Below are 21251 nucleotides of genomic sequence, written 5' to 3'. Positions count from 1 at the left end.
TCTCGGCCGCCACTCGCACCGTCTCCACGGTGTCCGGCGCGCGCCGACGCGTCGTCCGTCTGGGCGACCGCCGACTCTAGGCGACCCCGCGTGCTCCCCGACCTCGGGTCGAGCCGCCGGAGTCGCCGTCGCCGGTCCCTGCCGCCGTCCCCGTGACGGTCGGCTCCTTCCAGACAATAAGGTTGAGAGATGACCTCTTCGGTCGCCGTTTCCGGCGCTTCCGGCTATGCGGGTGGCGAGATCCTGCGCCTGCTCGCCGCCCACCCCGACATCGAGATCCGCACCGTGACGGCGCACGCCAACGCGGGTCAGCCGCTGATCGACCATCAGCCGCACCTGCGGTCGCTGGCGCACCTGACTCTGCAGGACACGACGCCCGAGATCCTCGCCGGCCACGACATCGTGTTCCTGGCCCTCCCGCACGGGCAGTCGGGCCAGTACACGGATGCCCTGGGTGACGTCCCGCTCGTCATCGACGCGGGCGCCGACCACCGGCTCACCTCGCGGGATGCGTGGGACGCGTTCTACGGCGGCGACTTCCACGAACCGTGGGCGTACGGCGTGCCCGAACTGCCTGTCGCACCCGGTCAGAAGCAGCGGCAGAACCTCGTCGGCGCGACGCGCATCGCCGCACCCGGCTGCAACGCGTCGACCGTCTCGCTGAGCCTCGCGCCCGGCGTCGCCGCGGGCGTCATCGACCCCGGCGACATCGTGAGCGTCCTTGCGGTCGGCCCGTCGGGTGCCGGCAAGAGTCTGAAGACCAACCTGCTGGCATCCGAGATCCTCGGCAGCGCCAACCCGTACGCCGTCGGCGGCACGCACCGGCACATCCCCGAGATCGCGCAGGCGCTCGCCGCAGCGGGCGCAGACCCGACCGACGTGCGGATCTCGTTCACTCCGGTGATCGTGCCGATGGCGCGGGGCATCCTCGCGACCTCGACCGCGCCGATCGCGCCCGGCGTCACCGATGTGCAGATCAGGGATGCCTGGGCGCAGGCCTACGCCGACGAGACCTTCGTGCAGCTGCTGCCGGAGGGGCACTTCCCGCGGACGGCCGACGTGCTCGGCGCCAACACGGCGTTGATGGGCCTCGCGATCGACCGCGCCGCGAACCGCGTCGTGGTCGTGACCGCGGTCGACAACCTCGTCAAGGGCACCGCGGGTGCCGCCATCCAGTCGATGAACATCGCCCTCGGCCTCCCCGAGGATCGGGGCCTGACCGTGAACGGAGTGGCACCGTGACCGTCACCGCACCCCAGGGGTTCGAGGCGGCGGGCGTCGCCGTCGGGCTCAAGTCCACCGGCAAGCCCGACGTCGCCGTCGTCGTCAACCGCGGCCCGCTCAAGGTCGGCGCTGCCGTGTTCACGAGCAACCGCGCCAAGGCGAACCCGATCCTGTGGTCGCAGCAGGCGATCGCCGACGGCACGGTCGAGGCCATCGTGCTGAACTCGGGCGGCGCCAACTGCTTCACCGGCAGCTTCGGATTCCAGACGACGCACCAGACCGCCGAGAAGGCCGCCGAGTTGCTGGATGTCAGCCCCGGCGACATCCTCGTGTGCTCGACGGGCCTCATCGGCTCGGGCGACGAGACCTTCCGTGCGAAGGTCCTCACGGGCACCGAGACCGCCATCGCCGGGCTCTCCGCCGACGGTGGCGACGACGCGGCGCGCGCGATCATGACGACCGACACCGTCAGCAAGACGAGCACGTACACGGGCGACGGCTGGACGATCGGTGCGATGGCGAAGGGCGCGGGCATGCTCGCCCCCGGCCTTGCCACGATGCTCGTCGTCATCACGACCGACGCCGTGCTCGACGCCGCCACCGCCGACGCGCATCTGCGCGCCGCGACGCGAGTCAGCTTCAACCGACTCGACTCCGACGGCTGCATGTCGACCAACGACCAGGTCTCGCTGCTCGTCTCGGGGGCATCCGGCGTCGTGCCCGACCCCGATGCGTTCCGCTCCGCCCTGGTCGAGGTCTGCACGAACCTCGCGGTGCAGCTGCAGGCCGATGCCGAGGGGGCCAGCCACGACATCGCGATCCAGGTGGTCGGTGCGGTGACCGAGGATGATGCCGTCGAGGTCGGCCGCTCAGTCGCGCGCAACAACCTCTTCAAGGCCGCGATCTTCGGCAACGACCCGAACTGGGGTCGCGTGCTCGCCGCGATCGGCACGACTCAAGCCACCTTCGACCCGTACGCGGTCGACGTGAGCTTCAACGGCGTGCGGCTGTGCAGCGCGGGCGCGCCTGACCGGCCCCGCGAAGAGGTCGACCTGACCCCGCGGGCGACGAGCGTGCTCATCGATCTCAAAGCGGGCGACGCGTCGGCGACCATCTACACGAACGACCTGACGCACGACTACGTCCACGAGAACAGCGCGTACTCGTCATGACCGCGATCCAGCAGACCACGCCCGAGCAGGCCGCCGAGAAGGCCGCCGTGCTCATCGAGTCGCTGCCCTGGCTGCAGCGGTTCCGCGATCGGATCATCGTCATCAAGTACGGCGGCAACGCGATGGTCTCCGAAGAGCTGCAGGATGCCTTCGCGCAAGACATCGCCTACCTGCGGTTCGTGGGGGTCAAGCCCGTCGTCGTGCACGGCGGGGGACCGCAGATCTCGCAGATGCTCGACCGGCTGTCGATCCCGAGCGAGTTCAAGGGCGGGTACCGGGTGACCTCGACCGAGGCGATGAGCGTCGTGCGGATGGTGCTCACCGGACAGGTCAACCCGCAGCTGGTCGCCCGGATCAACACGTACGGCCCGTTCGCCGCAGGGCTGTCGGGCGAGGATGCCGGGCTGTTCCACGGCCGCCGCCGCGGCATCGTGATCGACGGCACCGAGCACGACCTCGGCGCCGTCGGCGACGTCGTCGAGGTCGACCCGCAGGCCGTCCTCGACCACCTCGAGGCCGGGCGCATCCCCGTCGTCTCGTCGATCGCGCCTGATCTGGACAATCCCGGGCACTCGCTCAACGTCAACGCGGATGCCGCCGCGGCGGCCCTCGCGGTCGCCCTCGGCGCAGCGAAGCTCGTCGTGCTCACCGACGTCGCGGGGCTGTACGCCGACTGGCCGAACCGCGACTCGCTCGTGTCACACCTGACGGCATCCGAATTGCGCGCCATGCTGCCGAGCCTCGAGTCGGGCATGATCCCGAAGATGCAGGCGTGCCTGGATGCGGTCGACGGCGGCGTCGACACAGCGGCGATCATCGACGGACGCCAGCCCCATTCGGTGCTGGTGGAAATCTTCACGGAACAGGGAATCGGAACAGAGGTGGTGGCGGGTGGCTGAAGCAAGCGCTCTCGAATCGGCGACGACATGGCGGGATGACGCGGCGCGCGACCTCGTGCGCAACGCGGGGGAGCGCTTCGCGCTGTTCACGCGCGGCGAGGGATCGTCGCTGTGGGATGCCGACGGGCGCCGCTACCTCGACTTCCTCGGCGGCATCGCCGTGACCTCGCTCGGTCACGCGCACCCCGTCTTCGTCGAGGCTGTCGCCACGCAGGCGGCGACCCTCACGCACGTGTCGAACTTCTTCGCGACGCCGCCGCAGCTCGAGCTCGCGGCGCTGCTCAAGCGCCTCGCCGGGACGGGCGAAGCGGGCCGCGTGTACTTCGGCAACTCCGGCGCCGAGGCCAACGAGGCGGCGTTCAAGCTCGCGCGCCTGCACGGCGGGCCGGCGCGGCCGCGCATCCTGGCGCTGAAGAACGCGTTCCACGGGCGCACGATGGGCACGCTCGCCCTCACCGGCAAGTCGTACATGCAAGAGCCCTTCCTGCCGATGGTGCCCGGTGTCGAGTTCCTCGACTCGACGATCGAGGCTCTCGAAGAGGCCATCGACGATCGTGTCGCGGCGCTGTTCGTCGAGCCGATCAAGGGCGAGGCGGGTGTCGTCGAGCTGCCCGAGGGGTACCTCGCCGCGGCGCGCGAGATCACGCAGCGGAACGGCGCCCTGCTGATCGTCGACGAGATCCAGACGGGCGCCGGCCGTACCGGCGCGTGGTTCGCGTTCCAGCACGAGGGCATCACCCCCGACGCGATCACCGTCGCGAAGGGCATCGGCGGGGGATTCCCGATCGGCGCGCTGATCACGTTCGGCGCCGCGAGTGAGCTGTTCACGCCCGGCAGCCACGGGTCGACGTTCGGGGGCAACGCGCTCGGCACCGCCACGGCATCCGCCGTTCTGGGCGAGATCGAGCGGGCGGGTCTCGTCGACAACGCCGGCGTCCGCGGCGCGCAGTTGCGCGAAGCGATCGCCGCGATCGGATCGACCCTGGTCGAAGGCGTCCGCGGGCGCGGACTGCTGCTCGGCATCGCGCTGACGCATCCCGTCGCCGGTGCCGTCGTGTCGGCGGCGCAGCAGCACGGGCTGATCGTGAACGCGGCGAACGAGTCGACGATCCGGATCGCGCCCGCCCTCACGATCGGCGACGTCGAGATCGACGAATTCGCCGACCTGTTCGCCCGCGCCCTGCACACCGTGCAGGATGCCCTCGTGCTCGATGTGACCCCCACGGAGGAATCGAAGTGACCCGCCACCTGCTGCGCGACGACGACCTGAGCCCGGCCGAGCAGGCCGAGATCCTCGACCTCGCCGTCTCCCTGAAGAAAGACCGCTGGAAGCTCAAGCCCCTCGAGGGGCCGCAGACGGTGGCGGTCATCTTCGACAAGAGCTCGACCCGCACGCGCGTCTCGTTCGCAGTCGGCATCGCCGACCTCGGGGGCTCGCCGCTGATCATCTCGACCGCCAACAGCCAGCTCGGCGGCAAAGAGACCCCCTCCGACACGGCGCGCGTGCTCGAGCGCCAGGTCGCTGCCATCGTGTGGCGCACCTACGCCCAGGCGGGGCTCGAGGAGATGGCGCGCGGTACCCGCGTTCCCGTCGTCAACGCGCTCAGCGACGACTTCCACCCGTGCCAGTTGCTCGCCGACCTGCTCACGATCCGTGAGCACAAGGGCGAGCTGAAGGGTCTCACGCTCACCTTCTTCGGTGACGGCACCTCGAACATGGGGCACTCGTACGTGCTCGCCGGAGTCACCGCCGGGATGCACGTGCGCGTGGCATCCCCCGCCGAATACGCACCGCGCGCCGACGTCGTGGCCGATGCCGACCGCATCGCCGAGCAGACCGGCGGATCGGTCACGCTGTTCACCGACCCCGTCGCAGCCGCGGCCGGTGCCGACGTCATCGTCACCGACACGTGGGTGTCGATGGGCAAGGAAGAGGAGAAGATCCAGCGCGTGCACGACCTGGGTGGCTACAAGGTCACGCAGGCGACGATGTCGCTCGCGGCATCCGACGCGATCTTCATCCACTGCCTGCCCGCCGATCGCGGCTACGAAGTGGATGCCGAGGTGATCGACGGCCCGCAGAGCGTCGTCTGGGATGAAGCGGAGAACCGACTGCACGCGCAGAAGGCCCTGCTGGTGTGGCTGCTGCGTCAGCAGTAGGCGGCAGCGGGGCGTCGCCTGGTGGGCGGGTGTCTGCGGGGCGGACGTCGGGTCGGGGGTTGGCTGTCGGGCCGGCGCCTGGCGGGCGGTCGTCTGCCGGGCGGTTGCTAGCCGGGCCGGGGCGGCTGCAGGGTGTCGATCTCGCGCGCGGGTTCGCCGTGCTCGGGATGTTCGCGGCGCACCTGATCGCGTTGCCGACGTGGGACTGGTCTGACGCGTCGACGTGGGTGGACATCGCGAGCGGCCGCTCGTCGATCCTGTTCGCGACCCTCGCGGGCGTCTCGATCGCGCTCGTCACGGGCGGCCCGGTGCCGCTCGCGCGCGGGGTGCAACTGGCGCACGCGCGGATGGCGCTCGCTATGCGCGCCCTGCTGCTGTGGGCGATCGGCTACGTGCTCATCGCGACCGGGGTGCCGGTGCTCGTGATCCTGCCGGCGTATGCGCTGCTGTTCCTGCTGTCGCTGCCGCTGCTGCGCCTGCGCGCGCGGCAGCTGTGGTTGCTCGCTGCGCTGTTGGCGCTCGTCGTGCCGTGGGTGCAGCCCGTGCTCGACGAACTGCCGATCTGGTCGGGCGAGGCGGGGTACACGGCTGGGCTGCTCGTCGGCTGGCACTACCCGTTCCCGGTGTGGATCGCGTTCCTGGTCGCCGGGATGGCGGCGGGGCGTTCCGACCTGGCGGCGCTGCGCACGCAACTCATGCTGTTCGGTGCGGGCGTCGCGCTGGCCGTCATCGCGTATGGGACGGATGCCCTGATCGGCGTCACCCGCGAGCAGGAGCAGGCCTCGTATGTGGCTGCGGTGCTCACAGCGCGGCCGCACTCGAGCGGACTGCTCGAGGTCGTCGGTGGCGGCGGGCTCGCCCTGGCATCCATCGCCCTGTGTCAACTCGTCTGCCGCGCGCGGATCGTGTCGCTGATCACGCTGCCGCTGCGCGCCGTCGGATCCATGCCGCTGACCGCATACGTGGGCCCGATCGTCGTGTGGGCGATCGTGGCGGGCCTCGTGCTCGGTGACACGGGAGACCTCGCCGGCATGCGCGACCTGCATCTGTTCTGGCCGTTCGCCCTCGGCACGATCGTCTTCTGCACCGCCTGGGTGCTGCTGTGGGGCCGCGGCCCCCTCGAGCGGCTGCTGGGCTGGGTCACCCGGGGGTTGCGCGCGGCGGGGTGACGGGGCGGTGGTTGTGACGGCTGGGGGGGTCGCGGACTTCGCTTCATCCGTCTCGTTCTGTCGGGTGGGGTGCCGCCGGGCCGCACTTCGGGACGGATGGCGGCGGGCACGCGGCGGCTGGGCGCGGCCGCCCGCGCTGCGGGGTGTTCGTCCGTCCCGTTCTGTCGGGTGGCACGCCGCGCAGCAGCACTTCGGGACGGATGAGCGCCGCGGGGCGTGAGCTCGGCGAGGCGCGGTGCGTTCATCCGTCCCGAGTTGCTGTGTGGGATGCCGCGCAGCGGCGTATCGGGACGGATGAACGCCCTGGGGCTCGGGCCCGGGGTCGTGCGGCGCGGGCCCGGTGCATTCATCCGTCCCGAATTGTCGGGTGGGGTGCCGCGCAGCGGCATATCAGGACGGCTGAACGCAGCCGGGCGTGCCGTCGCGGGCGCACCGGATCCGGCCTACGCCGCGTCGGGCGACCATCCGCCGCGCACGAGCGCCGCGCGGACACGGGCGACCGCGACCCCGGCCGCGAGGGTCTGCAACGTCACCCGCACGGGGTCCCAATCGGCATCAACGCACGCGGCGTGCTTCTCGATGTCGCGATTCCACTGGCTCCGGTCGACCCGGTGATGGTCGCCCTCGTACTCGATGAGCACGCGCCAGCGCGGGTAGCCCAGCTCGGTGAAACCGATCGGCGTGCCGTCGGCCGCGTACACGTCGACGTCGAGCTCCGGCTCGGGCAGACCGGCACGCACGAGGGCGAGCCGCAGGCGCGTCTCGCCCGGCGATGCCGAACCCACGCGGATGTCCTGCAGCGCGGCGCGGAGCTTCTTAGCTCCGGCTCGCCGCCCTGCCTCTGTCGCGGCGATGAGCTGCGTGATCGTCGCGAGGGCGTCCGCGGGTGTCCCGCGCTGCATGCCGTAACGGCGCGGAATGTGCACGACGGCGTCGCCGACCTCGATCAACTCGTCGACGCTGAGCAGCGGACCCAGGAGTGCCCACGTCGTCGCGGGACTGGTGACGGGGATGCCGTCGCGCACGCGCGTCTGCGTCATCGCGCTGCGCAGCTGATGACCGGCGATCCCCGCCGCTTTCGAACCTCGTCGGGCATCCGTCACGGCGACATCGAGCGCGCGGGCGACCTGCCGCAGGATCCGCAGCGGGAGGGGAAGACCCCATACGACGGCGGCCGTGGCGTGACTGAAGAAGGCGCCGGCGGGCAGGATCAGCGCGAAGTCCCGCACGCGCTGCATGATCTCGCACAGGAGCTGCTGCGCTTCCTGCGCGCCGGGGGACAGATCGGGTGCGAACTCCGTCCTGGCATCCCGCGATCTCCGTCGCCGTCTCACGCCGCGGAACGGAATCTCGAGATCGCGGGCGCGAAGCCTGCCCGGGGGCGCGCCGGCAGCCAGCGCGTCGGCGACGGTGAAGGCGTCGGGGAGCCGAGACGGGAGTGGGGCTGGTGTCGGAGGCATCCCTCAACGGTCACGGTTGTGAGGCGCGCGTGGTGGGCGAAAGCGCGCATCCGTGGACAGTTTTCGAGATCTTGCGATTGTGGAGGAGGCGATGCGTCGCGCGCGTCGCGCGCGTCATCCGTCCCGACTTGTCGCTGGATGCCACGCCGAGCCGCACAACCGGACGGATGAGCGCGTCGCGGTTTCGCGCCCGCCGCGTCATCCGTCCCGATCTGTCGGTTGGCGCGCACCGCAGCCGCACAACGGGACGGATGAGCGGAGACGAGCGGGTGCGCGAGCGGGAGGCGGCCGCGTCGCGCGCGTCATCCGTCCCGATGTGCCGCCGGATGCCACGCCGAGCCGCACTTCGGGACGGATGAGCGCGTCGCGGTGTTGTGCTGGCCGACGCCATCCGTCCCGACATGCCGCTGGATGCCTCGCGCAGCCGCACATCGGGACGGATGAACGCCCACCACCCCGCGCGAACACCCGCACCCCGCCACCCACCCACCCACCCAGCCCCACCCCCGGCGCTCGGTAGGCTTGCGGGGTGACTGACAACGTGCACGGCACCAACGAGGGCGCGCTGTGGGGCGCCCGCTTCGCTTCCGGTCCCTCGCCCGAACTGGCCGCGCTGAGCAAGTCGACGCACTTCGACTGGGCGCTCGCCCCGTACGATCTCGCGGGCTCGCACGCGCACGCGGCCGCGCTCGCCGCCGCCGGCTATCTCACCTCCGACGAAGAGCGCCGCATGCACGACGCGCTCGACACGCTGGCGGATGCCTGGGCCGACGGCACCCTCGTGGCACAGCCCGGCGACGAGGACGTCCACGGAGCGCTCGAGGCCGCGCTCATCGCCGAGGTCGGGCCCGAGCTCGGCGGCAAGCTGCGCGCGGGCCGCAGCCGCAACGACCAGATCGCGACACTCGTCCGGCTGTACCTGCTCGACCACGCGCGGCTCATCGCGCGCGAGATCCTGCGCCTGATCGATGCGATCGTCGCGCAGGCAGAGGCGCACGCCACCGCGATCATGCCGGGGCGCACCCACCTGCAGCACGCGCAGCCGATCCTGCTCGCGCACCACCTGCAGGCGCACGCCTGGCCGCTCGTGCGTGACCTCGAGCGTCTGCGCGACTGGTCGGCGCGTGCGAGCGTCAGCCCCTATGGCGGCGGCGCGCTCGCGGGCGTAACCCTCGGACTCGACCCGCAGCTGGTCGCCGACCGACTCGGGCTCTCGCGCCCCGCGGAGAACTCCCTCGACGGCACGGCCGCGCGTGACGTCGTCGCCGAGTTCGCGTTCATCGCCGCCATGATCGGCATCGACCTGTCGCGCTTCGCCGAGGACATCATCCTCTGGAACACGCGCGAGTTCGGCTTCATCACCCTCGACGACGGCTTCTCGACCGGCTCGAGCATCATGCCGCAGAAGAAGAACCCCGACATCGCCGAGCTCGCGCGCGGCAAGGCGGGCCGCCTCATCGGCAACCTGTCGGGGCTGCTCGCGACACTCAAGGCGCTGCCGCTCGCGTACAACCGCGACCTGCAAGAGGACAAAGAGCCTGTCTTCGACTCGGTCGCGACCCTCGAGGTGGTCCTGCCTGCCTTCGCCGGCATGGTCGCGACGGCGCGGTTCGACACCGAGCGGATGGCGCAGCTCGCCCCCGCCGGATTCTCGCTCGCGACGGACGTGGCCGAATGGCTCGTCAAGCGCGGCGTGCCGTTCCGCGACGCGCACGAGATCTCCGGGTCGCTCGTACGCGCGTGCGAGCAGCGGGGGATCGGACTCGAGGATGCCGACGACGCGCTCCTCGCCGAGGTGTCGCCGCTGCTCGTTCCCGAGGTGCGCGACGTGCTCTCGATCGAAGGGTCGGTGGCGAGCCGCGCGGGTGCGGGCGGCACCGCCGGCATCCGTGTCGAGGAGCAGCGTGCTGAACTCATCGCGCGGGCGCAGGCAGCGACGCACGCACTTATCGGCGGCTGATATCAGCTAAGGGCTTATTTTTTGAGAAAATAAGCTATATGATGATGCGATGGACGTTGCCGTCATCGCAGACATCGTGGGATCTCGCACGCTGCCCGACCGGGCGGCGGCTCAGCGCGCCCTCGACGAGGCGATTCTGCGCGTCGAGCACGATCGGCCCCTCGCGACCAGGCCGTTGCAGCCCGTGCTCGGCGATGAACTGCAAGGCACGTACCCGGATGCCTCGGCGGCGATGGCATCCCTGCTGCTGCTGCGGCTCGCGCTGCCGGACGGAATCGACTGCCGTTACGGCATCGGCGTCGGGCAGATGACGACGGTGCCCTCGCGTGTAGGCGATCTTGCCGAGGGGCCGGCCTGGTGGGCTGCGCGCGAGGCGATCGAACTCGTCCACGACAAGCAATCGCGTGCCGTGCCAGCAGCCCGCACGTGGATCGTTGCCGCGGAAGGGCACGGCGGTGTCGAGGTCGGCTACGCCAATGCGTATCTGCTCGCACGCGATCAGCTCATCGGCCGGATGCCTGCGCGCACCCGCCGACTCGCCTACGGCAGGCTGCTCGGTCGCACGCAGGGTGAGCTCGCCGACGACGAGCAGATCAGCCAGTCGGCCGTGTCGCAGGCGCTCGCCTCGGCCGGTTTCAGTGCGCTGGCGGAAGGACTCGCTCAGCTCGGCGGCCGCAGCTGACGATCAGCGCGCGGCGACGGTCACCACATCGCGAGGGGGATGATCCCGGCGACGGCGGATGCCCACAGCAGGCTCGCGAGCGTGCCGACGATGAACCGCTCGCGGGCGGCCGGCGTCGCGAGCTCGGTGAACCGGCCGACGCCCTTCAGTGCGACGATGACGGCGATCGCCGCGGGAAACCCGACGACGATCGCGAGGGCCGCCGCGAGCCGCTCGAGATAGCCGATCGTCGTGCCCCCGCGCAGGATCTCCTCTTCGCGCGGCGGAGCCGGGGGAGCGGCCATGAGCTCGACGAGGATGCCTCCGCGCGGGCCCTCCGGCGTCTTGCCGCCGTCGGCGGCGCGCAGCACCCACCGCACGATTGGGTTGCCGCCGACCGTAGCGAGCGCGACGGCGAGCAGCGCCAGGATCGCCCCCATCAGGGGCGGGATCGTGATGGGCAGCACCGCCACGATGATGACGCTCAGCACCACGAGGCCCACGGCGCAGCCCAGCAGCACCGCACTGGGACGACCGAGCGACACCGTCACGAGGGCGAGCGCCGCGCACAGTGCGAGGAACAGGAAGGTCGACAGCACCGCCGCGGGAAGATCCAGCTCGAGCCACATGCGGTCAGTCTGACACGCGCCCCCGACGCCCACCCGCGGCGACACCGCCCGCGGCAACACCCCGCCCGCGGCACCCGCCGTGGCATCCCACTGCACCTTCGTCGCCCCGCGCGCCCCGCCAACCCCCGCTGATACCCTGGAGCGCGTGTCTGAAACCGTCGTGAGCGCCCTCGCGCCCGCCAACGACCCGACGTTCGAGAACGTGTGGGACGAGATCGTCTGGCGAGGCCTGGTGCACGTGTCCACCGACCAAGAGGCTCTGCGTGAGCTCCTGTCCGGCGACCCGATCACGTATTACTGCGGCTTCGACCCGACCGCGCCGAGCCTGCACCTGGGCAACCTCGTGCAGCTGCTGCTGCTGCGCCGTCTGCAGCTCGCGGGCCACAAGCCGCTCGGCCTCGTCGGCGGCTCGACGGGCCTCATCGGCGATCCGCGGCCGACGGCCGAGCGCACGCTCAACACGAAGGACACCGTCGCCGAGTGGGTCGGGTACCTCCGCGCCCAAGTCGAGCGCTTCCTGAGCTTCGAGGGCGACAACGCCGCGCGCATGGTCAACAACCTCGACTGGACGGCGCCGATGAGCGCGATCGACTTCCTGCGCGAGATCGGCAAGCACTACCGCGTCGGCACGATGCTGAAGAAGGATGCCGTCAGCGCGCGCCTGAACTCCGAAGCGGGCATCAGCTACACCGAGTTCAGCTACCAGATCCTGCAGGGCATGGACTTCCTCGAGCTCTACCGGCAGTACGACTGCGTGCTGCAGACCGGCGGCAGCGATCAGTGGGGCAACCTCACGAGCGGCACCGACCTCATCCACCGCGTCGAGGGCGTGAGCGCCCACGCGATCGGCACACCCCTGATCACCAACACCGACGGCACGAAGTTCGGCAAGAGTGAGGGCAACGCGATCTGGCTGGATGCCGCGATGTGCAGCCCCTACCGGATGTACCAGTTCTGGCTCGCGACGGCGGATGCCGACGTCATCGCGCGCCTGAAGATCTTCACGTTCCTCACGCGCGCCGAGATCGAGCAGTACGAGGCGCTCGTCGAGAGCGAGCCGTTCCGCCGCGCCGCGCAGAAGCGCCTCGCGCTTGAGGTCACGACGTTCGTGCACGGCACGGCGGCGACGGAGGCCGTGATCGCGGCATCCGACGCGCTGTTCGGTCAGGGAGATCTGGCCGCGCTCGACGCCGAGACGCTGCGCAGTGCCCTCGAGGAGCTGCCGAACGCGACCCTCGCCGCCGGCACCTCGGTCGCGCAGGCGCTCGTCGACACAGGCCTGGTCACCAGCCTCGGCGAAGCGCGGCGCGCGATCGCACAGGGCGGTGTCTCGCTCGACGGCGCGAAGGTCGAAGACGAGAGCGCCGTCGTGAGCGGCACGCTGCCCGGGGGAGTGTCGGTGCTGCGCCGCGGCAAGAAGACCCTCGCGGGCCTGTTCGTCAGCTGACGGCGGATGCCGTTCACTCCGTCGCACGCCGTCGTCGCACTGCCGTTCATCCGCACGCCGCTGCTGCCGGCGGCGATCGCGATCGGCGCGATGACCCCCGACCTGCCGCTGTTCCTGCGCAGCACGCCGCTGACGTACCAGATGACGCACGCGTACCCGCTGCTGACGACCCTCATCGCGTTCGTGCTGCTGGTGCTCTGGTACGCGCTCGTGCGACCCGCCGTGCGCGAGCTGTCGCCGACCGCGCTCGCGCGGAGGCTCCCTGAAGGGTGGGACGCGACAGGGCGGGCCGCGTGGGAGTCCGTGCACGCTCCGCGCCCCGGCGCGAGGGCGCGCGTGTGGCGCGAGCCGTCGACGTTCGCGATCCTCGTGGCACTCTCGCTCTTGCTCGGTGTGCTGTCGCACATCGCGTGGGATGCCTTCACGCACGAAGGCCGCTGGGGCACGCGCCTGATCCCCGCGCTCGGAGAGCTGTGGGGGCCGCTCGTCGGCTACAAGTGGCTGCAGCACGGCTCGAGCATCATCGCGCTCGTCGTGCTCGCGATCTGGGGTGCCCGCTGGCTCGCGCGGCGCGTGCCCGTGGCATCCGTCGACCGTGTGCTGCCGAGGTGGGTCCGCATCGCGTGGTGGGTCTCGCTGCCGGTGGTCCTCGTCGCCGGCTGGGGCGTGGGCCTGGCCGCGTACGGCCCGCTGACGGCGACGTGGACCGCGCAGCACCTCGCCTATCGTGTGCTGCCGCCGGCATGTGCGATCTGGGGCGTGCTCACTCTCGTGCTGTGCGTGGTCATCGTCGTGCGCCGTCGTCGCGCGCAGCGCCACGAGCCCGGCGAAACGGTGGCACGCTGATCGTCTCGCGCGCGGTAATGTGAACGTGCACATCGAAGGCGAGGGCACTGTGACGGCAGGCGAGGAGCGCACGCGCACCGCGAGCATCCGCGACGTCGCACGCGTCGCAGACGTGTCGTATCAGACCGTGTCGAGAGTGCTCAACGGGCATCCCTCGATCCGTCCCGCGACCAAGCAGCGAGTGCTCGACGCGATGGCCGAGCTGCACTACCGGCCCAATCAGGCAGCGCGCGCGCTCGTGACGAGCCGCTCGCACACGCTCGGACTGATCATCGGCTCGCGCGGCGAGTACGGGCCGACCTCGAGCATCGCGGCGCTGGAGGACTCTGCCCGCGAGCGCGGCTACTGGGTCAACTCCGCCTACCTGAGCGACACACGACCCGAGACGATCCGCGCCGCCGTCGAGCACCTGCGCCGGCAGTCGGTCGAAGGCATCATCGTGCACGCCCCGCAGGTGCGCGTCTTCGACGTGCTCGGTGACCTCGATCTCGGCATCCCCTCACTGGGCCTGCACTCGGCCCGGCGCGGCATCGTCGAACTGGCCGACGATCAGCTGCACGGCGCACGCATGGCGACGGAGCACCTGATCGAGCTGGGTCATGCCGAGATCGTGCACCTGGCCGGCCCGCAGGACTGGATCGAGGCCGAGAGTCGTATGCGCGGATATCTGCATGCGCTGTCGGATGCCGATCTGCCCACGAGGCCGCCGATCCTCGGCGACTGGACGGCCGACTTCGGGTATCGCGCCGCGCTCGAGCTGGTGCGGCGTCTGGACTTCACGGCCGTGTTCGCGGCGAACGACGCGATGGCGATCGGCCTGCTGCACGGCTTCCGTGACGCCGGCGTCGAGGTGCCGTGGGACGTCAGCGTCGTCGGCTTCGACGATATTCCGCTTGCGGCACATGCGGCGCCGCCGCTCACGACGGTGCACCAGAACTTCGCCGGCCTGGGTGAGCGCGCGGTCTCGGCACTGCTGCGTGCGATCGACGGCGACGGCGAGATGGACCTGGCCGAGGGGATGCCCGACAGCAGCGCGACCACCGCGCAGGACACGCCGTCGGTTGCGCCGCGACTCATCGTGCGCGCGTCGACTGCGGCGCCTCCGGCACCACGAAGATGACGCTTCGATAACGCGCCGATTCTGCAATTGACATGAAGCGGCAGAGGGTGCACGATGATCAAGCAATGTGAACGGTCACATTGAGACAGTCAAAGAATGACAGACATCAGACGACGAGGAGGTCGCGCACTATGACGGACGCAGTCCCGATCCTGGAGATGCGCTCCATCACGAAGGAGTTCCCCGGAGTCAAGGCGCTCAGCGACGTGTCGATCACCGTCGGCGCCGGCGAGATCCACGCGATCTGCGGCGAGAACGGGGCGGGCAAGTCGACCCTCATGAAGGTCCTGTCGGGTGTCTACCCGCACGGCACGTACGACGGTGAGATCTGGTTCCGCGGCGAGGTCGTCGCGTTCCGCGACATCCGTGCCAGTGAGCAGGCCGGCATCGCGATCATCCACCAGGAGCTCGCGCTGATCCCCGAACTGTCGATCACCGAGAACATCTTCCTCGGCAACGAGATCGCGCGCGGGGGAGTGATCGACTGGTCCGAGGCTCGCGTCCGCGCCTTCGACCTGCTGGCGCGCGTCGGACTGCGCGAAGACCCCGATACGCAGATCAAGCACCTCGGCGTCGGCAAGCAGCAGCTCGTCGAGATCGCCAAGGCGCTCGCGAAGGACGTCAAGCTGCTGATCCTCGACGAGCCCACCGCGGCGCTGAACGAAGACGACTCGCAGCACCTGCTCGACCTCATCCTGTCCCTCAAGGGCAAGGGGATCACGTCGATCATCATCAGCCACAAGCTCAACGAGATCGAGCAGATCGCCGACTCGATCACGATCATCCGCGACGGACGCACGATCGAGACGCTCGACGTCGCCGGCGGCGGTGTCGATGAGGACCGCATCATCCGCGGCATGGTCGGCCGGTCGCTCGAGAGCCGTTTCCCCGACCGCACGCCGCATATCGGCGAGGTCTTCTTCGAGGTCAAGAACTGGACGATCCAGCACCCGCAGATCACCGAGCGCCTCGTCGCGAAGGGGTCGAACATCCACGTGCGCCGCGGCGAGATTGTGGGCCTTGCGGGCCTCATGGGCGCGGGGCGCACAGAGCTCGCGATGAGCATCTTCGGTCGCTCCTACGGCAAGTACATCGACGGCACGATCATCAAGGACGGTCAGGAGATCGTCCTGAAGGACGTCGAAGCCGCGATCGCCCACGGTCTCGCGTACGTGAGTGAAGACCGGAAGGTGCTCGGGCTCAACCTGCTCGACACGATCAAGCGCTCGATCGTCTCGGCCAAGCTGCGCAAGATCGCGCGTCGCGGCGTCGTCGACCCGTACGCCGAGAACGACGTCGCCGAGGACTACCGCAAGCGCCTGCGCATCAAGACACCGAACGTCGAGGTCGGCGTCTCGAAGCTCTCCGGCGGCAACCAGCAGAAGGTCGTGCTCGCCAAGTGGATGTTCACCGACCCCGACCTGCTGATCCTCGACGAGCCGACCCGCGGCATCGACGTGGGCGCCAAGTACGAGATCTACACGATCGTCCAGCAGCTGGCCGCGCAGGGGAAGGGCGTCATCCTCATCTCGAGCGAGCTGCCCGAACTGCTCGGCATCGCGGACCGCATCTACACGGTCTTCGAGGGCCAGATCACCGATGACATCCCCGCATCCGAAGCCACACCCGAAAACCTCATGCGCAGCATGACCTCCTCCCGACCGAAGGCGAAAGCATGACCGATACCACCCAGAAGACGAAGAGCGGCGGACTCGCCGACCTGCGCAAGATGTTCGGGTCGGGGTCGACCGGACGCCAGTTCGGCATCCTCGGATCACTCATCGCGATCATCGTCGTGTTCCAGATCTGGACCGACGGCAAGACGCTGTCGTCGCAGAACCTCATCAACGTCGTCAGCCAGCAGTCCTACATCCTGATCCTCGCGATCGGCATGGTGATGGTCATCATCATGGGCCACATCGACCTGTCGGTCGGTTCGGTCGCCGCGTTCGTCGGCATCATCGTCGCGAAGTCGATGAGCGAATGGAACATGCCCTGGCCCGTCGCGATCGTGATCGGTCTTCTGGTCGGCGCGCTCGCGGGCGCCTGGCAGGGATTCTGGGTCGCGTTCGTCGGGGTGCCGGCGTTCATCGTGACGCTGGCCGGCATGCTGATCTTCCGCGGTGCGAACCAGGCGATCGGCCAGTCGACGACGACGCCCGTGCCGCCGGAGTACAGCTTCATCGGCTCGGGGTACCTGCCCGAGCTGCCGATCAATGTACCGTTCAACGTGCTGACGATGGTGCTCGGCCTCATCGGTGTCGGCTGGATCGTCTACAACGAGTGGCGCCTGCGCCGCCAGCAGCGCAAGATCGACGCTGAGATGGCGCCGATCTGGGTGTCGATCGTCAAGGTCGTGATCCTCTCCGCCGTGATCCTCTGGGCCGCGTGGCTGTTCGCGACCGGCCGCCCCGGCACGAGCTTCCCGATCTCGGGCGTGATCCTGCTGGTGCTCGTCGTGATCTACTCCTTCGTGACGAACCGCACCGTCTTCGGCCGGCACATCTACGCCGTCGGCGGCAACCGCCTCGCGGCGAGCCTGTCGGGCGTCAAGGACCGTCGCATCGACTTCTTCGTCATGATGAACATGGCGGTGCTCGCCGCCGTCGCCGGCATGATCTACATCGGCCGCGCCACGGCATCCGGTCCGCAGGACGGCAACGGCTGGGAGCTGGATGCCATCGCGGCCGTCTTCATCGGAGGCGCCGCCGTCTCGGGCGGTATCGGCACGGTGATCGGATCGATCATCGGTGGTCTGGTCATGGCCTTCCTCAACAACGGTCTGCAGCTGATCGGCGCGGGCGCCGACGCGGTGCAGATCGTCAAGGGCCTCGTGCTCCTCCTCGCTGTCGCGGTCGACGTCATCAGCAAGCGGCGCGGCGGCCCCTCGATCATCGGCCTCATGATGCGCCGCCGTGACAAGCGCGCAGAGCTGATCACAGATGTCCCCGCCGTCATCCCGACGTCGGGCACGAACGAGTCGAGCCAGCCGGCCGACCTCCCCAAGGGGTAGGTCCGGGACCTGTTCGCCTCACCCTCACCAGAGAAAGTGATGAATCAATGAAGAGAATCGCTCTTGCGGCTGCCGGCCTGGCCGCCGTCACAGCGCTCGCCCTCACCGGCTGCTCGGGCACGAGCCGCGGTGGCGACGAGACCACGGGTACCGATGCAGCGACCGCCGGCTTCGCCGCCGACGCGACGATTGGTGTCGCGCTGCCGGACAAGACGTCGGAGAACTGGGTGCTCGCGGGTGGCCTGTTCGAGGATGGCCTGAAGGCAGCCGGCTTCACGGGCGACGTGCAGTACGCCCCGGCATCCAACACGGTCGCCGAGCAGCAGAACCAGATCGCCGCCATGGTCACCAACGGCGCGAAGGTCATCGTCATCGGCGCGAAGGACGGCAAGCAGCTGGGCACCCAGCTGCAGCAGGCCGCCGATGCCGGCGTCAAGATCATCGCGTACGACCGCCTGATCGAGAACACGCCGAACGTCGACTACTACGTCGCGTTCGACAACTACAAGGTCGGTGAGCTGCAGGGCCAGGCTCTGCTCGATGGCCTCGAGGCACGCTCGGGTCACGCCGCTCCGTGGAACATCGAACTGTTCTCCGGTTCGCCGGACGACGCCAACTCGGCCGTGTTCTTCAACGGTGCGATGAGCGTCCTGCAGCCGAAGATCGACGACGGCACCCTCGTCGTGAAGTCGGGCCAGACCGAAATCGCCCAGACGGCGACGCAGGGCTGGGAGGCCGAGAACGCACAGAGCCGCATGGACTCGCTGCTCACGGCCAACTACACCGACGCGACGATCGACGGCGTCCTCTCGCCGAACGACAACCTGGCTCGCGCCATCATCACCTCGGTGAAGCAGGGCGGCAAGGACATCGCGACGTTCACCGTCACGGGTCAGGACTCTGAGGTCGAGTCGGTCAAGTCGATCATGGCCGGCGAGCAGTACTCGACGATCAACAAGGACACCTCGCTGCTCGTGGCGCAGACGATCAAGATGATCCAGCAGCTGCAGAAGGGCGAGACGGTCGACGTCAACGACACCGAGCAGTACGACAACGGCGTGAAGGTCGTCCCGGCGTACCTGCTCGACCCGGTGATCGTCACGAAGGAGAACGCGGCCGAGGCGTACGCCAACAACCCGAACCTCCTCGCGATCGTCGAGGCTGCGCAGTAAGCAGCACGACGCACAGCCAGGCGGCCCTCGCTCTTCGGAGCGGGGGCCGTCCGCGTTGCGGAGCGGATGCCTAGGCCCAGGCCGGTTCGTCCTGCCCCCACGCGTGCGGCGCAGCGAAGCCGGTCGGGCCGCCCGGGTAGCCGATCGCGGGTGCCGTCGTCACGATGCTGATCCCGTCGACCTCGAAGCTCTGCGTGTGCCCCGTCGCGTCGGAGACCATCGGGGCGGGTTCGGGCTCGGCGGTGCGCGGAAGACCGAGCAGCTCTGCCGCGACGCGGCGCAACGATGTGCGGGCGAGCCACGAGCCGCCCTCGCGCGCGCGACGCGCGACAAGGTCAATGGCGGCGGCAGCGAGCAGGTAGCCCGCACTGTGATCGAGCGCCTGGGCGGGCAGCACACCGGGGGCGCCGCTCGTGCCCTCGATCAGGGCGATGCCGCTCGCGGCCTGCACGAGGCTGTCGAATCCGCGGCGGTGCGGCTCGGCCCACGCCGACAGCGACAGCACGATGACGCCGGGCCGACGCTCGGCAAGCTGCTCGGGTGCGAGGCCGAGTCGGGCGAGAGCATCGGGGCGGTATCCGAGTGCCACGATGTCGGCCGAGGCGAGAAGCTCGTCGAACCGCGCGGCGCCCGCGGGCGTGGACAGGTCGAGCAGTGCCGAGAGCTTGCCGTGACCGGTGTCGAGATGCTGGCCGGCGATCTCGGGCAGCGCCGGCGGGTCGAGGCGCAGCACTTCCGCACCGAGCAGCGCGAGCGTACTCGTCGCGATGGGGCCGGCGATGACGCGGGTCAGATCGAGCACGCGCACACCGCGCAACGGTGCGGATGCCTGGGGATCCGGCCGCGGTCGGCGGGGTGCTTCGCTGATGCGCGTGATCTCGACCAGGGGAGTGCAGCGCAAAGCGGCATCCGCGGCGGGATCTTCTGGCCGCACCGGCACGCAGAGCCCGCCGACGGCGTCGACCGCGGCGACAGCCGAGGCAGTGGGCAGTGCCGCGAGTGTCTCTGTCACACGGGTGGCGTCAGCATCCCGGGGCAGACCCAGTCCGCGCAGCAGCCGGTCGCGATGATGCGGGTAGTTCGCATGCGTGCGCACCGAACCGTCGAGCGTGGCGAAGAAGCTCGACAGCGGAGCGAAGGCCCGCTGCGGCTGCCCATCGATGCGCATCCATCGCTCGCTCGAGTACGCGACGGCGATGCGGTGCGGATCGAGCTGCGGGGCGCCGGCGATGTCGGCGACCGACATCGCCGCCGACGTGGCTGCGCCGACGGCCATCGCGGCGAGCCCCGCGACATCCGTGCGGGCGGGGAGGGCGACCGCCGCTGTCATGGCACACACGCTACGCCGGGGCCGGCGTGAGTGGAACCGCGGAAAATCAACGATTCCGCGCGCGACACGCCCGGGATGCAGCCCGGATTTGCCCGATCCCCAGAACCCACGTAACTTATTACTTGTTCGCCCCACAGGGAAGAGCGAGAAGGCCGGAAGGCCTCGCCCCCTCAAGCGGAGAACCACCCCAACCCAAACCTCTCGGTAGAGAGAACAAGGCCTTTTGGTCTAGGATGGGATCCCACTCCTCGGAAGCTGTCGAAGAGTGCTGCTGGAGACGCCAAATCAGTCACAGACAGCCGATTTGACAAGCAGAGCGAGCGGGATAAGATAGAGAAGTTGCCCGACGGGCTGGCTCGAAAGCCGAAACGTCGAGCCGCCGATCTAGCTTCGTGAGATGCGCGTCATCGCGTCTGACTTCGGTCAGAAACGCCGATTTGACAAGCGAAACACGAAGTATAAGATAGAGAAGTTGCCCTGCAGGGGAGGCCGAGAGGCCAAACGGCAGGAGCATCCGATCCTTGAGAACTCAACAGCGTGCACTTGTCAAATGCCAAATAACCTCGATTCAGCTTCGGCTGAATGAGATTCCTTTGGATCAAAGTCCGGCACTCCGGTGCCGGCAACGGATAGTCAGCAATGACATCCCTTTGGTCAGATCAAACTCGCTGCTTCAGTCATTTTCCGGCTGATCGCAGCAACATTTCTTTACGGAGAGTTTGATCCTGGCTCAGGATGAACGCTGGCGGCGTGCTTAACACATGCAAGTCGAACGGTGAAAGCGGAGCTTGCTCTGCTGGATCAGTGGCGAACGGGTGAGTAACACGTGAGCAATCTGCCCCTGACTCTGGGATAAGCGCTGGAAACGGCGTCTAATACTGGATACGAGCTGCGAAGGCATCTTCAGCAGCTGGAAAGAAATTCGGTCAGGGATGAGCTCGCGGCCTATCAGCTTGTTGGTGAGGTAACGGCTCACCAAGGCGTCGACG

General features: G+C 69.2%; 17 protein-coding genes and 1 rRNA gene. 15 read left to right on the top strand and 3 right to left on the bottom strand.

Translation table 11 applies throughout. The features are described from left to right. Positions 1–189: 189 nt before the first annotated feature. The 6 genes from argC to BGO46_RS08015 are packed head-to-tail and all read left to right on the top strand — an operon-like array spanning position 190 to position 6624. Positions 190–1242: an N-acetyl-gamma-glutamyl-phosphate reductase gene (argC, locus tag BGO46_RS08040; RefSeq protein WP_292678544.1), complete on the top strand. Its 1053-nt coding sequence runs from the start codon at positions 190–192 to the stop codon at positions 1240–1242. Next, positions 1239–2396 (top strand): bifunctional glutamate N-acetyltransferase/amino-acid acetyltransferase ArgJ, encoded by a 1158-nt coding sequence (argJ, locus tag BGO46_RS08035; protein WP_292678542.1) that lies wholly within the window; start codon positions 1239–1241, stop codon positions 2394–2396. Before argC ends, argJ begins: the two co-directional genes overlap by 4 nt. Then, positions 2393–3295, top strand: a complete 903-nt coding sequence (gene argB / locus BGO46_RS08030) for an acetylglutamate kinase (RefSeq protein ID WP_292678539.1) — start codon at positions 2393–2395, stop codon at positions 3293–3295. Before argJ ends, argB begins: the two co-directional genes overlap by 4 nt. Next, on the top strand, positions 3288–4535 hold the full coding sequence (locus BGO46_RS08025; RefSeq protein ID WP_292678537.1) for an acetylornithine transaminase: 1248 nt from the start codon (positions 3288–3290) through the stop codon (positions 4533–4535). The genes argB and BGO46_RS08025 overlap by 8 nt, the downstream gene beginning before the upstream one ends. Beyond that, positions 4532–5455, top strand: a complete 924-nt coding sequence (argF, locus tag BGO46_RS08020) for an ornithine carbamoyltransferase (RefSeq protein ID WP_292678534.1) — start codon at positions 4532–4534, stop codon at positions 5453–5455. Before BGO46_RS08025 ends, argF begins: the two co-directional genes overlap by 4 nt. A gap of 59 nt (positions 5456–5514) precedes the next feature. Beyond that, on the top strand, positions 5515–6624 hold the full coding sequence (locus BGO46_RS08015) for a DUF418 domain-containing protein (RefSeq protein WP_292678532.1): 1110 nt from the start codon (positions 5515–5517) through the stop codon (positions 6622–6624). A gap of 443 nt (positions 6625–7067) precedes the next feature. Here the strand turns inward: BGO46_RS08015 and BGO46_RS08010 are convergent, their stop codons facing one another. After that, positions 7068–7853 (bottom strand): hypothetical protein, encoded by a 786-nt coding sequence (locus tag BGO46_RS08010; protein ID WP_292678529.1) that lies wholly within the window; start codon positions 7851–7853, stop codon positions 7068–7070. 760 nt (positions 7854–8613) lie between these two features. On the opposite strand from BGO46_RS08010, the gene argH reads away from it, so the two are divergent. After that, positions 8614–10044 carry an argininosuccinate lyase gene (argH, locus tag BGO46_RS08005; protein WP_292678526.1) on the top strand — a complete coding sequence of 477 codons (1431 nt, stop codon included), beginning with the start codon at positions 8614–8616 and terminating at the stop codon, positions 10042–10044. A 49-nt stretch (positions 10045–10093) separates the two neighbouring features. Next, positions 10094–10726 (top strand): SatD family protein, encoded by a 633-nt coding sequence (locus BGO46_RS08000; RefSeq protein ID WP_292678523.1) that lies wholly within the window; start codon positions 10094–10096, stop codon positions 10724–10726. A 20-nt stretch (positions 10727–10746) separates the two neighbouring features. On the opposite strand, the gene BGO46_RS07995 is transcribed toward BGO46_RS08000, so the two are convergent. Next, positions 10747–11334 (bottom strand): hypothetical protein, encoded by a 588-nt coding sequence (locus BGO46_RS07995; protein WP_292678521.1) that lies wholly within the window; start codon positions 11332–11334, stop codon positions 10747–10749. Between the two features lie 145 nt (positions 11335–11479). On the opposite strand from BGO46_RS07995, the gene tyrS reads away from it, so the two are divergent. From tyrS to BGO46_RS07965, 6 genes are all read left to right on the top strand, one after another. Continuing rightward, positions 11480–12781: a tyrosine--tRNA ligase gene (tyrS, locus tag BGO46_RS07990; RefSeq protein ID WP_292678518.1), complete on the top strand. Its 1302-nt coding sequence runs from the start codon at positions 11480–11482 to the stop codon at positions 12779–12781. A gap of 6 nt (positions 12782–12787) precedes the next feature. Beyond that, positions 12788–13627 carry a DUF4184 family protein gene (locus BGO46_RS07985; RefSeq protein ID WP_292678515.1) on the top strand — a complete coding sequence of 280 codons (840 nt, stop codon included), beginning with the start codon at positions 12788–12790 and terminating at the stop codon, positions 13625–13627. A gap of 19 nt (positions 13628–13646) precedes the next feature. Next, positions 13647–14747 (top strand): LacI family DNA-binding transcriptional regulator, encoded by a 1101-nt coding sequence (locus tag BGO46_RS07980; RefSeq protein WP_292678512.1) that lies wholly within the window; start codon positions 13647–13649, stop codon positions 14745–14747. Between the two features lie 131 nt (positions 14748–14878). Further along, the gene (mmsA, locus tag BGO46_RS07975) at positions 14879–16426 is read left to right on the top strand and encodes a multiple monosaccharide ABC transporter ATP-binding protein (protein ID WP_292678510.1); all 1548 of its coding nucleotides are present in this window, start codon (positions 14879–14881) and stop codon (positions 16424–16426) included. Beyond that, complete coding sequence (gene mmsB / locus BGO46_RS07970; RefSeq protein ID WP_292678507.1) at positions 16423–17760, top strand: multiple monosaccharide ABC transporter permease; 1338 nt, start codon at positions 16423–16425, stop codon at positions 17758–17760. The genes mmsA and mmsB overlap by 4 nt, the downstream gene beginning before the upstream one ends. A gap of 47 nt (positions 17761–17807) precedes the next feature. Continuing rightward, positions 17808–18932 (top strand): sugar-binding protein, encoded by a 1125-nt coding sequence (locus BGO46_RS07965; RefSeq protein ID WP_292678505.1) that lies wholly within the window; start codon positions 17808–17810, stop codon positions 18930–18932. 70 nt (positions 18933–19002) lie between these two features. On the opposite strand, the gene BGO46_RS07960 is transcribed toward BGO46_RS07965, so the two are convergent. Next, a complete protein-coding gene (locus BGO46_RS07960; RefSeq protein ID WP_292678502.1) occupies positions 19003–20262 on the bottom strand; it encodes a CoA transferase in 1260 nt (419 codons plus the stop codon). A 707-nt stretch (positions 20263–20969) separates the two neighbouring features. On the opposite strand from BGO46_RS07960, the gene BGO46_RS07955 reads away from it, so the two are divergent. Then, positions 20970–21251, top strand: a 16S ribosomal RNA gene (locus BGO46_RS07955); the annotation flags it as partial.

Source organism: Microbacterium sp. 70-16 (assembly GCF_001898315.1).
Taxonomy (GTDB): Bacteria; Actinomycetota; Actinomycetes; order Actinomycetales; family Microbacteriaceae; genus Microbacterium.
Note: the sequence above shows the minus strand (reverse complement) of the source record. Positions and strands in the feature narration are given on the sequence as shown.

Excerpts from the sequence above, each read along its gene's own strand:
- argC (WP_292678544.1), top strand. The coding sequence starts at position 190 with ATGACCTCTTCGGTCGCCGTTTCCGGCGCTTCCGGCTATGCGGGTGGC.
- argB (WP_292678539.1), top strand. The coding sequence starts at position 2,393 with ATGACCGCGATCCAGCAGACCACGCCCGAGCAGGCCGCCGAGAAGGCC.
- BGO46_RS08000 (WP_292678523.1), top strand. The coding sequence starts at position 10,094 with ATGGACGTTGCCGTCATCGCAGACATCGTGGGATCTCGCACGCTGCCC.
- BGO46_RS07995 (WP_292678521.1), bottom strand. The coding sequence starts at position 11,334 with ATGTGGCTCGAGCTGGATCTTCCCGCGGCGGTGCTGTCGACCTTCCTG.
- BGO46_RS07985 (WP_292678515.1), top strand. The coding sequence starts at position 12,788 with ATGCCGTTCACTCCGTCGCACGCCGTCGTCGCACTGCCGTTCATCCGC.
- mmsA (WP_292678510.1), top strand. The coding sequence starts at position 14,879 with ATGACGGACGCAGTCCCGATCCTGGAGATGCGCTCCATCACGAAGGAG.
- mmsB (WP_292678507.1), top strand. The coding sequence starts at position 16,423 with ATGACCGATACCACCCAGAAGACGAAGAGCGGCGGACTCGCCGACCTG.
- BGO46_RS07965 (WP_292678505.1), top strand. The coding sequence starts at position 17,808 with ATGAAGAGAATCGCTCTTGCGGCTGCCGGCCTGGCCGCCGTCACAGCG.
- BGO46_RS07960 (WP_292678502.1), bottom strand. The coding sequence starts at position 20,262 with ATGACAGCGGCGGTCGCCCTCCCCGCCCGCACGGATGTCGCGGGGCTC.